Annotated in this window: 16 protein-coding genes; 8 read left to right on the top strand and 8 right to left on the bottom strand. The window is 69.4% G+C overall.

Features of this window, described 5'->3' with window-relative positions; genetic code table 11:
* Window positions 1-48: 48 nt before the first annotated feature.
* The 7 genes from ACZ5BU_RS02075 (at window position 49) to ACZ5BU_RS02045 (ending at window position 7512) form a co-directional block, all read left to right on the top strand.
* The gene (locus ACZ5BU_RS02075) at window positions 49-2814 is read left to right on the top strand and encodes a sugar-binding protein (RefSeq protein WP_465694823.1); all 2766 of its coding nucleotides are present in this window, start codon (window positions 49-51) and stop codon (window positions 2812-2814) included.
* An 87-nt stretch (window positions 2815-2901) separates the two neighbouring features.
* Complete coding sequence (locus ACZ5BU_RS02070) at window positions 2902-3123, top strand: biotin/lipoyl-binding carrier protein (protein WP_465694821.1); 222 nt, start codon at window positions 2902-2904, stop codon at window positions 3121-3123.
* 150 nt (window positions 3124-3273) lie between these two features.
* A complete protein-coding gene (sigE, locus tag ACZ5BU_RS02065; protein WP_465694820.1) occupies window positions 3274-3927 on the top strand; it encodes an RNA polymerase sigma factor SigE in 654 nt (217 codons plus the stop codon).
* Window positions 3924-4526, top strand: coding sequence for an anti-sigma factor family protein (locus ACZ5BU_RS02060; protein WP_465694819.1), 603 nt, complete (start codon window positions 3924-3926; stop codon window positions 4524-4526). Before sigE ends, ACZ5BU_RS02060 begins: the two co-directional genes overlap by 4 nt.
* Window positions 4527-4529: 3 nt before the next feature.
* Window positions 4530-5582 carry a sigma-E factor regulatory protein RseB domain-containing protein gene (locus tag ACZ5BU_RS02055; protein WP_465694817.1) on the top strand — a complete coding sequence of 351 codons (1053 nt, stop codon included), beginning with the start codon at window positions 4530-4532 and terminating at the stop codon, window positions 5580-5582.
* An 84-nt stretch (window positions 5583-5666) separates the two neighbouring features.
* Window positions 5667-7115, top strand: a complete 1449-nt coding sequence (locus ACZ5BU_RS02050) for a S1C family serine protease (protein ID WP_465694816.1) — start codon at window positions 5667-5669, stop codon at window positions 7113-7115.
* 58 nt (window positions 7116-7173) lie between these two features.
* Window positions 7174-7512, top strand: a complete 339-nt coding sequence (locus ACZ5BU_RS02045; RefSeq protein WP_465694815.1) for a sec-independent translocase — start codon at window positions 7174-7176, stop codon at window positions 7510-7512.
* A 28-nt stretch (window positions 7513-7540) separates the two neighbouring features.
* Here the strand turns inward: ACZ5BU_RS02045 and ACZ5BU_RS02040 are convergent, their stop codons facing one another.
* The 6 genes from ACZ5BU_RS02040 to ACZ5BU_RS02015 all read right to left on the bottom strand — a co-directional run bounded on the left by ACZ5BU_RS02040 (window position 7541) and on the right by ACZ5BU_RS02015 (window position 12775).
* Window positions 7541-8686, bottom strand: a complete 1146-nt coding sequence (locus ACZ5BU_RS02040; protein WP_465694814.1) for an Mrp/NBP35 family ATP-binding protein — start codon at window positions 8684-8686, stop codon at window positions 7541-7543.
* Window positions 8687-8891: 205 nt separating this feature from the next.
* Window positions 8892-9455: a PspA-associated protein PspAB gene (gene pspAB, locus ACZ5BU_RS02035; RefSeq protein WP_465694812.1), complete on the bottom strand. Its 564-nt coding sequence runs from the start codon at window positions 9453-9455 to the stop codon at window positions 8892-8894.
* A 4-nt stretch (window positions 9456-9459) separates the two neighbouring features.
* Window positions 9460-10359: a zinc metalloprotease HtpX gene (gene htpX / locus ACZ5BU_RS02030; RefSeq protein ID WP_465694811.1), complete on the bottom strand. Its 900-nt coding sequence runs from the start codon at window positions 10357-10359 to the stop codon at window positions 9460-9462.
* 42 nt (window positions 10360-10401) lie between these two features.
* Window positions 10402-10962 (bottom strand): DUF1003 domain-containing protein, encoded by a 561-nt coding sequence (locus ACZ5BU_RS02025; RefSeq protein ID WP_465694810.1) that lies wholly within the window; start codon window positions 10960-10962, stop codon window positions 10402-10404.
* Window positions 10952-12235 carry a magnesium transporter MgtE N-terminal domain-containing protein gene (locus ACZ5BU_RS02020; RefSeq protein WP_465694808.1) on the bottom strand — a complete coding sequence of 428 codons (1284 nt, stop codon included), beginning with the start codon at window positions 12233-12235 and terminating at the stop codon, window positions 10952-10954. The genes ACZ5BU_RS02025 and ACZ5BU_RS02020 overlap by 11 nt, the downstream gene beginning before the upstream one ends.
* A 30-nt stretch (window positions 12236-12265) precedes the next feature.
* The gene (locus ACZ5BU_RS02015; RefSeq protein ID WP_465694807.1) at window positions 12266-12775 is read right to left on the bottom strand and encodes a hypothetical protein; all 510 of its coding nucleotides are present in this window, start codon (window positions 12773-12775) and stop codon (window positions 12266-12268) included.
* 125 nt (window positions 12776-12900) lie between these two features.
* Here ACZ5BU_RS02015 and ACZ5BU_RS02010 point away from each other — a divergent pair, with 125 nt between their 5' ends.
* Window positions 12901-13863 carry an HpcH/HpaI aldolase/citrate lyase family protein gene (locus tag ACZ5BU_RS02010; protein WP_465694806.1) on the top strand — a complete coding sequence of 321 codons (963 nt, stop codon included), beginning with the start codon at window positions 12901-12903 and terminating at the stop codon, window positions 13861-13863.
* Between the two features lie 6 nt (window positions 13864-13869).
* Here the strand turns inward: ACZ5BU_RS02010 and ACZ5BU_RS02005 are convergent, their stop codons facing one another.
* Together ACZ5BU_RS02005 and ACZ5BU_RS02000 are read right to left on the bottom strand one after the other, a co-directional pair.
* Window positions 13870-14475 carry a VOC family protein gene (locus tag ACZ5BU_RS02005; RefSeq protein WP_465694804.1) on the bottom strand — a complete coding sequence of 202 codons (606 nt, stop codon included), beginning with the start codon at window positions 14473-14475 and terminating at the stop codon, window positions 13870-13872.
* A gap of 40 nt (window positions 14476-14515) precedes the next feature.
* A complete protein-coding gene (locus ACZ5BU_RS02000) occupies window positions 14516-15166 on the bottom strand; it encodes a peptidylprolyl isomerase (RefSeq protein ID WP_465694803.1) in 651 nt (216 codons plus the stop codon).
* Window positions 15167-15199 lie beyond the last annotated feature (33 nt).

Raw genomic sequence — 15199 nt, 5'->3', positions numbered from 1 at the left:
AGGGTGTGATTTGCGAAACCGCTTTCGCTTCCCTGGGAGGAGAACTCGATGACCCGTCGCCGCTCCGGCGCAGTCAGTCTTCTCACGGCCGGCTTGTTGCTGGCCGCCGTACTGCAGTCACCCGCCCGCGCCGCGAGCACCGCGGCGCCTTCGCTCACCATCACGCCGACGACCGTCGGCAATACCTTTACCGTCGGTGAGCCGGTGAAGCTGGACTTCAGCACCGACGCGGCGACCGTCAGCTGGACGGTCCGGGACGCCGGTGGCACCGAGGTCGCCAAGGGCTCAGCGCCTGCAGCCTCGCTCAACGGCCAGCTCTCGTTGACGATCAGCACGCCCGGCTGGTACCAGACCGACCTGTCCGCGGTCGCTGCGGACGGTACGACAACGCTCGGCGGCACGGACTTCGCCGTACTGACGCCGCACGACTTCTCCACCTCCACCGACACCCGGATCGGTGTCGCCGGCGCCCTCGGGTTCGGTAGTGCCGCCAACCCGGGGCTGGAAGCCGTACCGCTGATGGCCAAGGGCGGTATCTCCACCGACCGCGACGAGGCGTTCTGGGCGGCCGCAGAGACCACCAGGGGCGTCATCGAGTTTCCACAGCGCTACAAGGACTACAAGGCCGCGCTGGACGCGAACAACGTGGACTTCCTCAACATCCTCGACTACGGCAACACCCTGTACTACCCGGAGGAGGCCCCGGCGACGGACGAGCAGCGGGAGGCCTTCACGCGGTACGCCGTTGCTGCCGTGGACCAGTGGGGTACGGAGCACACGACGTACGAGCTCTGGAACGAGTGGAACCTGCGCGACCCGAACGGCGCCGCCAAGGCCAGCCCGGAGAACTACGTCGCGCTCCTGAAGATGGTGAGCGCCGCAGTACGGGCGAAGCACCCGGACGTGAAGCTGACCGGCCCTTCGCTGGCAGTCATCAACGACTGGCAGGGCTGGTTCACGAAGTTCGCCGACCTCGGTGGACTCGACTACGTGGACGCGGTGACCATCCACCCGTACGTGCAGCCGCTGGACCCGGAGGCGTCCGTCACGTACGTCAACACGATCCGCAGCATCATGGCGGCCCACGGCTCCACCAAGCCGATCTACATCAGCGAACAGGGCTGGGCGACCGGTACGAACCCCAGTGCGGTGTCGGAGCCGGCGCAGGCGCGTGACCTGGTGCGCGGCAACCTGCTGGCGTACGGCAACGGGGTGGCACGCTACAGCTCGTACAACTTCATGGACTCGGGCAACGACCCGTCGAACGTCGAGCACCGGTTCGGCCTGGTGCGCAACCGGCTCGACGCGCGCGGGGCGTTGGTACCGAAGCCGTCGTACGTCGCGACCGCCGTACTGGCCCGGCAGATCGACGAGCTCCCGCTGATCGGGCAGACCCGCTTCGGTACCAACGGGTACGACGTGGCCTTCAACGCGGGTGGTGGGCAGAGCGTTCACGCCGTGTGGTCCGCCACCCCGGGTGTCGTGGCAGCAACCGCACCAGCCGGCTCGACCGTCCAGGTGACGAACCTGTACGGAGTCGAGACCACGCTGACCGCGGATCCGGGCGGACACGTGTGGGTGACCGCCGGACCGGACCCGGTCTACCTCAGGGGCGCCGTCAGCGGACCGATGCTCCCGTCGGGCCGGCTCGCGTTGTCGGTAGCCCCCGAGATCGCCGGCGACCCGGCGACCGGCACGATCACCTACACGAACCCGGATGCGGTCGCGCACACGTTCACCGTCTCCGCGGGCGGCGCCGAGACCAGTCGCTCGGTGGCTGCAGGTGCAACCGCCACCGCACCGGTGAGCTACCCGGCACAGGACTCCACCGGGCCACGCACGTACACCGCCCTGGTGACGGTCGACGGCCGCGCGGTGGCCCTGCTCTCTGCGACAGGCACAGCCACCCCGCCGCTGTCCGTGACGGCGTCACATGTGCTCAACGGGAGCGGGAAGGACCTGCTGCGGTTCCGGGTCACGAATGCGTCCTCACACGCTCTGCCTGTCGACGGGCTGGACTGGGTGTCCGGTACGGCGTCCGGGACCTTGCTGACCGGATACACAGTCGGTGCGAATGCCACAGCAGAGGTAGATGTGCCTATTGCCCTGACAGGTCCTAGTACCTGGTCCGCCAGTTTGCGGCGGGTGGGGGAGCCGGACATTCGGGTTTCCGGGAGCTTGAACCCGGTTACCTCGCCTACCGTTGCGACCCGGCACACGGTTGCTCTGGATGGGGTTGTCGACCCGGAGATTGCTTCGCAGCCGGCCATTGCGCTGGAAGGGACTGGTACGCCGCCGGTGACTGGATGGGGTGGGCCGAGCGACCTGTCCGGGAAGCTGTGGCTTACGCACGACGGCCAGAACCTGTACCTGTCGGCGCAGGTCACCGACGACGTGTTCTCGCAGCCGAACCGGGCCGGCAACATCTGGGGCGGTGACGGGATCCAGCTCGGGATGACGGCGGGTGCGCCTGGTGAGGCCACGACGACGCAGGAGATCGGTGTGGCGCTGACCGACGCCGGGCCGGTCGACACCTGGCGGTGGACCCCGACCAACCAGACCGGTACGCCGCCCGGCGTCCAGGCGAAGGTCGTACGGGACAACAGCGCGCACACCACGACGTACGAGATCGCGGTGCCGTGGAGCACGCTCGGGTTCGCGGCGAAGGACCGGCTGCTGTCGGCGACCGTGGTGGTCAACGAGAACGACGGCACCGGCCGGCGTGGCTGGCTGACCTGGGGCAAGGGCGTCGCGGAGACGAAGAACCCGGCGCTGTTCAACGCGATCCGGCTGGACCCGGCTGCCGACCGGTAGCCGGAGCAGAACTCGGCGTAGGTGCCCTGGAACGCTGCCCGAGGGGCACCTACGCCGGACCCTTCCGCGTCCGCCTAGGATCAGGGCATGAGTCACACCGTGCTGGCCGAGCTGGTGGCGAACGTGCTGAAGGTCACGGCCAAGGCCGGGGACACGGTGGGTCCGGACGACACACTGGTCATCCTGGAGTCGATGAAGATGGAGATTCCGGTACTGGCCGAGGTGGCCGGCACCATCGCCGAACTGAAGGTCGCCGAGGGCGAAGTCGTCCGCGACGGGGATCCCATCGCCGTGATCGAGGAGTACTGATTCAACCGAAATGCCCTCCAGCGCGTCTTTACCGGTGAAGGCACCGGGCGGGAACTTCCGGCCGGGGTGTCACGTTGAGCCGTCGTACGAACAAACCAGGGTCCGGCCCGGGTTTTCCCGACGTGCGCAGAGGACGGTGACCGCGGCACCATGGCCTTCACGCTTGTTGCCGAGAAGACCCAGGGAGGCGTCGCGGTGAAGCCGTCGACGGTGCAAGTGGCGCCCGAGGTGCTGCCGTCGTGGGACGAGATCGTCCGGACCCACTCGGCCCGCGTCTACCGGCTGGCCTACCGGCTGACCGGTAACAAGCACGACGCCGAGGACCTCACCCAGGAGGTCTTCGTCCGGGTCTTCCGCTCGCTGTCGTCGTACACGCCGGGCACCTTCGAGGGCTGGCTGTACCGGATCACCACGAACCTGTTCCTCGACGGCGCCCGCCGCAAGCAGCGGATCCGCTTCGACGGCCTGCCCGAGGACGCCCACGACCGGCTGCCGGCCAAGGGCGAGGGCCCGGCCGAGAAGCTGGACTCCGACCTGTTCGACCACGACGTGCAGGGCGCGCTCGACGCGCTGCCCGAGGACTTCCGCGCCGCCGTCGTGCTCTGCGACATCGAGGGCATGACGTACGACGAGATCGCGGACGTGCTCGACGTGAAGCTCGGCACCGTCCGGAGCCGGATCCACCGCGGTCGGTCGATGCTGCGCAAGCACCTCGAGCACCGGGCCCCGCGGTCCGGCCAGACCCGCGTCGGCGGCCCGCCGACCGACGGCGGGCTGTTCGCCGACGGGGGTGACCTCGGATGACGCACCCGCTGGACAAGCTGAGCGCCGTCGTCGACGGTGCGCTCGACCACGACTCCCGCGACAAGGTGCTGAGCCACCTGGTCGGCTGCGACACCTGCCGTACCGAGGTGGACGCCCAGCGCCGCCTGAAGGCGCGGATCGCGGCGTTGGAGTCGCCGGACGTCTCCACCGACCTCATGCAGCGCCTGATGGGCGTCTCGTCGTTCTCGACCGAGCCGCGGGAGGAGGTCCGCCCGGTCCTCACGCCGGCGGTCAGCCTGTTCCCGCAGCGGTCCGCGTTCCCGGCCGGGCGCACAGGTGGCACCCGGCCGGGAACCACTCGCACGCGCTCCCGCCGCCGCGCCGGTGTGCTCGGCGCAGCCGGCTCGGCAGCCGCCGTGGCGTCCCTGCTCGGTACGGCGTTCGTCGTCGGCGACCCGTCCCGCTCGGAGCAGCCGCCGGCCCTGCAGCCGCCGGTGGCGACGTTCTCGTCCGACCACGCGACCACCAGCGGCGGAGCGCCGTTCGCGGACCCGGTCGCGCTGATGAGCTCCTACAGTCCGACGGGCTATGCCGGACTGAGCTCGTCGCTGCGGCCGGTGGCCCTGACAGGACGCTGACCGGTGAGCCTGTCCCGGCTCGCCGTTCTGGTCAGCACCGCCCTGATCGGCTTCGGCCTGCCTGCCTCCGCTGCCGCCGTACCGACGGTTTCCGAGGCCGACTCGCCGACCGCGGTCAGCTGGCTGCGCAGAGCGGCCGCGGCACCGAACCACGTCTCGTACCACGGCACCCAGATCATCACCGCCTGGGGACCGCAGGGTGCCAGCTCGGCGATGTTCGACATCGTGCACGCGGCGTCGCAGGGTTCCGAGATCAGTGTGCTCGGGTCGTCCGCGCCCGGAGCGAAGGCGTTCGTCCAGCGCGCGACGACCACGGACGCAGCCGTCGACGGCGGGCCGCTGGCGTTGCTGCAGGCGACGTACGAGCTCGTCGACAAGTGCTGCACCGCCCTGGTCGGCCGGACCGCTGTGCTCGTGGAGGCGTTGCGGGACGACAAGACACTGGCTGCCCGGTTCTGGATCGACAAGGCGACCGGGCTGCTGCTGCAGCGCCAGCTGTTCAGTGCGGACGGCAAGACGATGGTCCGGGCCACGGTCTTCACCGAGCTGGAGATCGAGAGCTCCGAGTTCCTCGGCCACCTGCCGCCGATGCTGCCGAGTGGCGTGGAGTCGCTCGGTATGGGCAAGGTCGACAACCTCCGCTCGCAGGGCTGGATGTGCGCCCCGGAGCTGCCCGCGTCCCTCAGGCTGTACGACGTCCACCAGGACACCAGCAACGGCTCCCTCCAGTTCTCGTACTCCGACGGTCTCTTCAACGTGTCGCTGTTCGAGCAGCGTGGCGCACTGGACCCAGCTGCGGTGGCAGGGTTCACCAGCACCGACAGCCCTGGCGTCTACCTGCGCTACGGCATGCCGTCGTACGTCGTCTGGTCGTCCGGCGGGATCGTCTACACGCTGATCGGGGACCTTCCGGCGGAGCAGCTCGGGCAGGTGGTCCGGGCTTTTCCGCACGACCTCCCGGAGAAGCTTTCGGCGATCCAGCGGCTGGGTACCGGACTGGCGAAAATCGCGACCTGGCTCACTCCGATGGGTGCACTCTCACCGAAGCTGGGATAATCGGATCTGGAAGTCCCTCCGGCGACCCCGGCACGGGGGCTCCCGACACACGACCACGACGACGACGTGAGGCGGGGACCGTCAATGAGTGACGAATCCGAGCCGACAGTTCCGAATCCGGCAAGCGCGGAACCGACCGCGGTACAGCCGACCGTGCCTGCGTCCCCTGGACCCGAGGGTCCGCCGCTGTCCGCGCTGACGCCGCCGCCTCCCGGAGCCGGCAGCCTGCCGCTGCGCCCGCCGGGCTCCGACTCCGCGTACCGGCAGACGAACAGCGGCCGCTCCACCACCCAACGCAGCTTCGGGCGTCCCCAGCCGCAGGAGCCGAGCTTCCGCCCGGTCTACCCGGGGCAGGCCTGGCCGACCGAGCAGCCGCAGTACCGCCCGTCGTACGTCCCGCCGCCACCGGCCGACTGGCACCAGCAGCAGGCCCGTTCGTACACGTCCGAGCCGCCCAGGGTGAACCGGGTCGTCACGATCGCCGCGCTGGTCGCGCTCGTCATCGGCGTCGTCGCCGGTGCGGGTGCCGCCACGGCGGTCGTCGCGCTGGACGGCCGGAACGCCCCGGTCGCCACCCAGCCCGACCCGCCGGTCGGTACCGGCGCGGACCCGAAGATCCGTACCGGCTCTGTGTCCGCGGTCGCCGCGACGCTGCTGCCGAGCGTCGTCCAGCTGAAGGTCGAGGGTTCGGACAACTCCAGCGCCACCGGTTCCGGGTTCGTGATCGACAAGGTCGGCCACATCCTGACCAACAACCACGTCGTCGAGGGCGCCGCCAAGGGCGGCTCGATCCAGGTCGTCACCAACGACAACAAGACCGCGACCGCGCGGCTCGTCGGGCGCTCCCCGGCGTACGACCTGGCCGTCGTCCAGGTGACCGGGCTGACCGCGCCGTCGGTGCAGTTCGGCCGGTCGGAGTCGGCGGTCGTCGGGCAGGACGTGGTCGCGATCGGTTCGCCGCTCGGCCTGGCCGGCACCGTCACCTCGGGCATCATCTCGGCGAAGAACCGCCCGGTGACCACCGGCGACGACCCGAGCCAGGCGTCGTCGTACATCAGCGCGCTGCAGACCGACGCGGCGATCAACCCGGGCAACTCGGGCGGTCCGCTGGTCGACATGAACGCGCGGGTGATCGGGGTCAACTCCGCGATCGCCACCGTGCCCGGCGCGGGCGAGGGGCAGAGCGGCAGTATCGGGCTCGGGTTCGCGATCCCGATCGACCAGGCGCGGCGGACCGCCCAGCAGCTGATCGCCACCGGCCAGGCGTCCTACCCGGTGATCGGGGCGAGCGTGGACATGACGTTCGAGGGCGGCGGCCGGGTCAGCGCGATCAGCCCGAGTTCACCGGCCGCGCGGGCCGGCCTCCGGGTCGGTGACGTGATCACCGCGATCAACAACCAGACCGTGGACAGCGCCGAGGTACTGATCGTGGCGATCCGCACGCACCAGCCGGGTGAGGCCGTGCGGCTCGCGTACGAGCGGAGTGGACGGTCGAGGACGGTTACGCTGACGCTCGGCCAGCAGATCGGCTGACGTGGTGTGGCCGGGGTGGAGATAGGCTGGCCCGGGACGTACGGAGAGGTGTGAGGACATGTTCGGCATCGGACCGCTTGAACTGGTCGTGATCGGGATCGTTGCCGTACTCGTCTTCGGGCCGGACCGGCTCCCGGAGTTCGCCCGTACGGCGGGCCGGCTGCTCCGGCAGGTCCGGCAGATGGTGAACAACGCGCAGAACGACCTGCGCAACGAGCTCGGCCCGGAGTACGCCGATCTCGAGCTCCAGGACCTGAACCCGAAGAACTTCGTCCGCAAGCACCTCCTCGACCCGATCGAGGACGAGGTCAAGTCCGTCACCGAGTTCGGCGCCGACACCACCCCGCAACGCCTTCCGGCCGGCGCCAAGCCCCCCTTCGACCCCGAGTCGACCTGATACGGCCGACCTGATCCGGCCGGTCCGGTCAGCGGCCGACGGGGGAGAGGCCGAGTTGGCGGCCGAGCAGGCCGCGGGGCTTGCCGCCGAGGGTCGAGGCGATCTTGTCGAGCATCTGCGCCGCCGGGGTGTCCGGGTCGGCCATCGCGAGCGGCTGACCGAGGTCACCGCCGGAGCGGAGCCGCTCGTCCAGCGGGATCTCGCCGAGCAGCGGGATCGGGTAGCCGAGCCGCGCGGACAGCGTCTGCGCGACCCGGGTGCCGCCGCCGGAGCCGAAGATCTCGATCCGGTGTTCCGGACCGCAGTGCGGGCAGGGCAGGTACGACATGTTCTCGACCACGCCGGCCACCCGCTGGTGCACCATCTGCGCCATCGTCCCGGCCCGCTCGGCCACCTCGGCGGCGGCCTCCTGCGGGGTGGTCACGACGATCACCTCGGCGCTGGTCAGCCGCTGACCGACCGAGATCGCGATGTCGCCGGTACCGGGCGGCAGGTCGAGCAGCAGTACGTCGAGGTCGCCCCAGTACACGTCCGCGAGCATCTGGACGAGCGCGCGGTCCAGGATCGGGCCGCGCCAGGCGACCACCTGGTCGCGCTTCGGCTTGAGCATGCCGATCGAGATCACCTTCACGCCGTGCGCGGGCACCGGCATGATCATGTCGTCCACCGCGGTCGGCCGCTCGTCGGCGACGCCGAACATGGCCGGCACCGAGTGGCCGTAGATGTCCGCGTCCAGAACGCCGACCGACAGGCCCTGGCGGGCCATCGCGACTGCCAGGTTGACGGTCACCGAGGACTTGCCGACGCCGCCCTTGCCGGACGCGATCGCGAACACCTTGGTCAGCGAGTCCGGCCGGGAGAACGGGATCTCCTTCTCGGCCACGCCGCCACGCAACTGGGTCTGCAACGCCGCCCGCTGCTCGGCCGACATCACCCCGAGGTCGATCTCGACACCGGTGACACCGTCGAGCTTGCTCACCGCTGCCGTCACGTCACGCCGCAACGTGTCCTTCATCGGACAGCCGGCGACGGTCAGGAGGACCCGGACGGCGACGACGCCGTCCTCGCGCACGACGACGGACTCGACCATGCCGAGCTCCGTGATCGGTTTCTTGATCTCGGGGTCCAGCACACCACCGAGCACGGTGGTCACCTGATCAGCAGTGGGAGCCATGCCCCAAGGCTACGTGCTCAGCCCAGCCCGCCCGACCACGGTCCATGTGACCTAGGCCCGGGAAGGCAACCCTTACCCGTCGACGGGGGCGGCAGTCGCAGGTGAGGTGGCGGGTGGGGAGGATGTTCTGCCCGATTTGGGAAGAGATCCTCCCCGGTCCACAGTTCGCGTGGGGAAAGCACAGCGGTCGGACCACCCGGGGGAGTTAGAGGCCGGGGGCGCCGTAGATGGGGAACCAGCGGGCGAGGTCTGGTTCGAAGTTCAGGTCGGCGCCTACTACTGATTTGATCTGGAGTTCTTTGGCGTTGTCGCGGCGGTCGGTGCCTACGGGGGCGAACGGGTACCAGGAGCCGCGCTTGTAGAGGTACACCAGGCCCAGGGGCTGGGTGCCGTTGGTGAAGGCGACCAGGGTGCACAGGAGTGCGCCGCCGAAGCCTGCGTCGACCAGGGACGTGTTCACGGCGTGCAGGTCGGTGACGAGCGTTTCCAGGTCGTCGGGTGCGGTCTGCCGGACGATCCAGGTGAATCCGTACGAGTCCGTCGTGCTGGTGAACTTGCCGTCGTCGAGCGCGAGCAGCTTGTCGACCTCTTCGCGGAGCGTGGAGAAGCCGCCGCCCTCGGCCGCCTTGAAGCAGACCGAGCCGCTACCGGTCGGGCGGTAGTCGGCCGCGGTCTCCAAGGTGATCGCGGCCGACGGAAGCGAGAACAACTGATCGAGGTTCGGCGGAACCGCTTTGCTCCGGCCGAGCAAGATATCGAGGAGGCCCATAGGTCTAAGCTTGCTCGCCCAGCTCGCGGGAGAGGGTACCGAGGCGCTCGAGGCGTGTCTCCAGCGACGGGTGCGTCGAGAACAGCGCCGACAGGCTCTTGCCGCCGGAGATCGCCGGAGCGAAGAAGAATGCGTTGAACGCCTGCGCCTGGCGCAGGTCGCGCGACGGTATCCGGGCGATGTCCCCGCTGATCTTCGTCAGCGCCGAAGCCAGCGTGGACGGTCTGCCGGTGAGCATCGCGCCGGCCCGGTCGGCGGCCAGCTCGCGGTACCGCGAGAGCGCCCGGGTGAGCAGGAACGAGATCGCGTAGACGGCGACCGACACCGCGATCACGGTCAGCATCACGAGCGCCGCGTTCTGGTCCCGGTTGCCGCGGCCGAGGCCGCCGTACAGCCCGAAGCGGGTGATCAGGCCGGCCAGTACGCCGAGGAACGACGCGATCGTCATCACCGCGACGTCGCGGTGCGCGACGTGCGAGAGCTCGTGCGACAGCACGCCCTCGAGCTCGTCCTGGTCGAGCCGGCGCATGATGCCGGTCGTCACGCAGACGACCGCGTTCTTCGGGTTCCGCCCGGTGGCGAAGGCGTTCGGCAGGTCGACGTCGGCGATCGCGACCCGCGGCTTCGGCATGTCGGCCAGCGCGCACAGCCGGTCGATCGTGCCGTGCAGCTCCGGAGCCTCCTCCGGCGTCACGATCCGACCGTGCATCGCGTACAGCGCGATCTTGTCGGAGAACCAGTACTGCACGAACAGCATGCCGCCCGCGATCACCACGGCCAGGACCGCGCTCCGGGTCAGCGCGATCAGCACGCCCACGAACGCGACGTAGAGCAGTCCGAGCAGGAAGCTCGTGATCACCATCCGGCTGGACAGCCCCCGGTCGGGCGCGAATCGAGTCTTCATCCCACGTCCTTTTCCTCACCTGATAGTGAGCCTAGCTCGGGGTCAAACCCGGTCGTCCTCGCGAGTGTCGAGATCGGCCAGCAGCGAGCGGAGTTCGGAACGCAGGAAGTCGCGGGTGGCGACCTCGCCGACAGCCATCCGCAGCGACGCCATCTCGCGGGCCAGGAACTCCATGTCCGCACGGGTCCGGGCGTCCACGTCGCGGTCCCGTTCGTACTGCACCCGGTCGCGGCCCTCCTGCCGGTTCTGGGCGAGCAGGATCAGCGGAGCGGCGTACGACGCCTGCAGGCTGAGCGCGAGCGTGAGGAAGATGAACGGGTACTGGTCGAAGCGCAGGCTCTCCGGCGCGAAGATGTTCCAGCCGATCCAGAACAGGATCGTGACGGTCATGTAGACCAGGAACTGCCCGGTGCCGAGGAAGCGGGCGATCCGCTCGGACAGGCGCCCGAACGCGTCCGAGTCGTACGCCGAGCGCAGTGCGATCGTGCGGCGCAGCTCGCGCGGGATGTCCAGCCGGTTGGTGTTGCGCAGCCGCCGGCGCTCCTCGGCGGCGCTGCTGCCACGCTGGCGGCGGTCGTCGGCGCTGCGGTCGTCACGTGGCATCGTGGCCCACCTCCTGCGAGTTGTCCGGCGTATCAGGGTGGTCGTGTTCTCGCCAGTCGTCGGGGAGCAGGTGGTCGAGTACGTCGTCGACGGTGACCGCACCGAGGAGCCGGCCCTCGTCGTCGAGCACCGGTGCGGCGACCAGGTTGTACGTCGCCAGGTACTTGCTGACGGTCTGCAGGCTGTCGTCCGGCCGCAGCCCGTCCAGGTCGGTGTCGAGTGCTGCGGACACCAGTTCGGACGGTGGCTCCCTGAGCAGCCGCTGGATGTGGCCGATGCCGATGAACCGGCCGGTGGGTGTCTCGAGAGGTGGACGGCAGACGTAGATCATGGCGGCCAGTGCTGGGCTGAGGTCGGCGTTGCGTACGTGGGCGAGCGCGTCGGCCACTGTGGCGTCTACGGGCAGGATGACCGGCTCCGACGTCATCAGACCGCCTGCAGTGTGCTCCTCGTACGTGAGCAGCCGCCGGACGTCTTCTGCTTCCTCTGGCTCCATCAGCGTCAGCAGGCGTTCTGCTGTTTCTGTGGGCAGCTCGGCGATCAGGTCGGCCGCGTCGTCGGGGGACATCTCCTCCAGCACGTCGGCAGCACGTTCGGTGTCCAGCCCGGCCAGGATCTCGACCTGGATGTCCTCGGGCAGTTCTTCGAGTACGTCGGCCAGCCGCTCGTCGTTCAGCGCAGCCGCGATCTCCTTACGCCGCTTGGGGTTCAGGTCGTGCAGTACGCCGGCGAGGTCGGCCGCACGCATCGACTCGAACGCGGCCAGGATGTGCGTGGCGCCCTGGCCTTCCTCCACCTGCGTGAACCCCGTGACGTCGCCCCAGTCGAGTACGTGCGTCTGTCCGCGCCGGCGGAACCGTTTCGAACCCTCCCGTACCGCTACCTTCGTCAGCATCCAGTCGCGGGCTCTCCACTGCTCCATGGCCATGTCGAACACGACAGCGGTGGCACCGGTGTCCGCGATCGTGACCGTCCGGTCCAGGAGTTCGCCCAGGACGAGTACTTCGGTCGCACGCTGCTCGAAGCGCCGCATGTTGACCAGGCCGGTGGTGATCACGTGGCCGACGTCGACCGAGGTGACCCGGGTCATCGGGAGGAAGATCCGGCGCCGGGTGAACACCTCGACGACCAGGCCGAGGACGCGCGGCGGCTGGTCGCCCTGGCGCATCATGGCCACGACGTCCCGGACCTTGCCGACCTGGTCCCCGTTCGGGTCGTAGACAGGCAGACCGGCCAGCCGAGCGACGTACACCCGCGACGGTGATCCACTCATGTCCGAAGGCTAACCCGCCGCCCTCGGTAACTAGCTGAGTTTGGGGCGGCGGCGCACCGGGCGGTGCAGTGTCTTCGGTGGCTTGCCCCGGGTCGTGGCTCTGGTCGGTACCGGGGACTCGGCGTGGGGTGAGTCGTCGTACGGTCCGGTGGACTCGGTCGGGGTCAGGACGAGGATGTCCGCCTGGGTACGCCAGCGGTCCAGCTGGGTGTCGAGGTCGGCCGCGTTGAGGCGTTCGGTACGTAGTACCTGCGCGGCGGCCGTCCATTCGTCGGTGCCGGGCTGCAGGCGCCTGACTGTGGCCTTCCAGCCGGCCAGGCGGTTCGTGGCGGGCTTGGCCGGTACGACGACGTCGACCGAGGTGGCTGTGGCGAGTCCGGGGAGGGGCTGTTCGGCGCCGTCGGTGTCGTCGGTGTCGGCGAGTACGACGTACTGCCCGTCGACGTTCGCGAACCACGCCGGGACCGGCTGGCGGCCGTCCCAGGCCAGCCAGACGAGTCCGGCCTTCTTCATCACGCCGGCGATGTCCTCGATGCTCACAGGTCCAAGTGTCACACGGTGAATCGGGACACACTCGGAACGGAAGTGAGCCGGGTCACCGGGGCACCGGCGGCGGACGCCGTACGCTGCCGGTGACCGGTGGGTAACCGAGTGGAGGTCGGCTGATGACGGACAAGGGTTTGCGGAGCAGGCGGTCGTGTTTGGCCACGCCCGGGTCGAACCCGCGGTTCCTGACCAAGGCGAAGGGGCTGGACGCGGACCAGGTGTTCCTGGACCTGGAGGACTCGGTCGCGCCGCTGGCCAAGCCGGACGCCCGGAAGAACGTCGTCGCCGCGCTCAACGAGGGCGGCTGGGGGAACAAGCTCCGCGTCGTCCGGGTGAACGACTGGACCACCGAGTGGACGTACGCCGATGTGATCGAGGTCGTCGGCGGCGCCGGTGCGAACCTCGACTGCATCATGTTGCCGAAGGTGCAGACGCCCGAGCAGGTGGTCGCGCTCGACCTGCTCCTCACCCAGCTGGAGAAGGTGCACGGGTACGAGCCCGGCCGGATCGGCATCGAGGCGCAGATCGAGAACGCCCTGGGCCTCACGAACGTGAATGCGATCGCGACCGCCTCGCCGCGGGTCGAGACGATCATCTTCGGCCCGGCCGACTTCATGGCGTCGATCAACATGAAGAGCCTGGTGGTCGGCGAGCAGCCGCCCGGGTACGACGTCGGCGACGCGTACCACTACATCCTGATGCAGATCCTGATGGCCGCCCGCGCCCACGGCAAGCAGGCGATCGACGGCCCGTACCTGCAGATCAAGGACGTCGACGGCTTCCGCCGCGTGGCCGGCCGCTCCGCCGCCCTCGGCTTCGACGGCAAGTGGGTCCTGCACCCCGACCAGATCGCCGCCGCGAACGAGGTGTACTCGCCGCGTCAGGACGACTACGACCACGCCGAGAACATCCTCGACGCCTACGACCACTACACCTCGGCCGCCGGCGGCGCCCGCGGCGCAGTGATGCTGGGCGACGAGATGATCGACGAGGCCAGCCGCAAGATGGCCCTGGTGATCTCCGCCAAGGGCCGCGCTGCCGGTCTCACCCGCACCGACGTCTGGCAGCCCCCGGCCGACTAGACGTGCTCAGACCTGCGCCATGATCGCCAGCAGTTGACCGTCGGGGTCGGAGAAGAACGCCATCCATTCCTCGACCCCGACGTCGTGTTTGTGGATCAGATGCGGGGCGCTTTCGAAGGCCACGCCGCGGTCGCGGAGTTCGTCGTACGCGGTGTTGATGTCGTCGACGCGGAAGTACAGGATCGACTGCTCGGCGCGGTCCTCGGTGGCGCGCAGGAACAGCCGGGTGCCGCCGCAGTCGAAGAACGCCAGGTCGCCGAAGGTGTACAGGTGGGGGAGGCCCAGTACCCCGCCGTAGAACTCGGTCGCGGTGCCGATGTCGCTCACCAGCCGCGCAATCTGCCCGATCGCACCCAGCTGCACCATGCCTGCGCCTCCCTGCGCTCGTAGCGGACTGTCCACGGGGATCCCACGCCAGGTGCGGAGCTCGGCCCGCCGGCTCAGGCCGAGCTTTCGTACCGCGTTCGTGACGTGGAACTTCACGGCGTCGAGGCTCACCCCGCGCCGCTGCGCGATCTCCCGGTTCCGCATGCCGTGCCGGACCGCGTCCACCACCTGCCACTCGGCGGGTGTCAGGACGTCGGGGTGCCGGGGGCGTCCGCGGGTTCCCACCTGATCAAGTTAGCGGTGTGGCCGCGGAATTACCCTCCCCCTACCGCGCCCAGACCTTGTAGATGCGGATCGGCTTGGCCGGCGGGCCGTCCTGGTCGGGGTCGGCGATACCCGCCGCGACCATGCGGTCGAAGGTGTCCATGCCGGCGATGACGTGGCCGAGGACGGTGTAGTTCGGGGCGATGTGCGCGAAGGAGTGCACGACGAAGAACTCCGAGCCGTTCGTCCCCGGACCCTGGTTGCCGTAGGCAACGGTACCGCGCGGGTAGGTCTCCTTGCCGGTGACCTCGTCGGGGAACTTGTACCCCGGCCCGCCCTCCTCCTGGCGGTAGATGTCGCCGCACTGCAGGACGCCCAGGCGGGAGGAGTTCGTCAGCCGGAAGCACTGCGTCGCGTCGTAGAACCGAGACTTCACGAGGTGGACGAAGTTGTGCACGCCGCAGGGCGCGTTCGCACGGTCCATCCGGACCACGAACGGCCCGTAGTTCGTCACGAAGTACACGTCGACGGTGCCCTTCGCGCGGGCGTTCGCGGACGGGATCCGGACCGGCTTGGCGGCCGGGTTCTCCGGCGTCGGGGTGAACTCGCATTTCACCACCGGCCGCGGATGCGGCGCCGGCGTGGCGGAGGCAGTGGTCGTGGTCAGCGTCGTCGCGACCAGTACGGCCGCGATCAGGGCGGGAAGCTTCATCCACCCACCGTAGTACCCCGGTCGCTGTCCGCA

This window comes from Kribbella sp. NPDC031520 (assembly GCF_055580825.1).
This window is presented reverse-complemented; position numbering and strand designations above follow the sequence as displayed.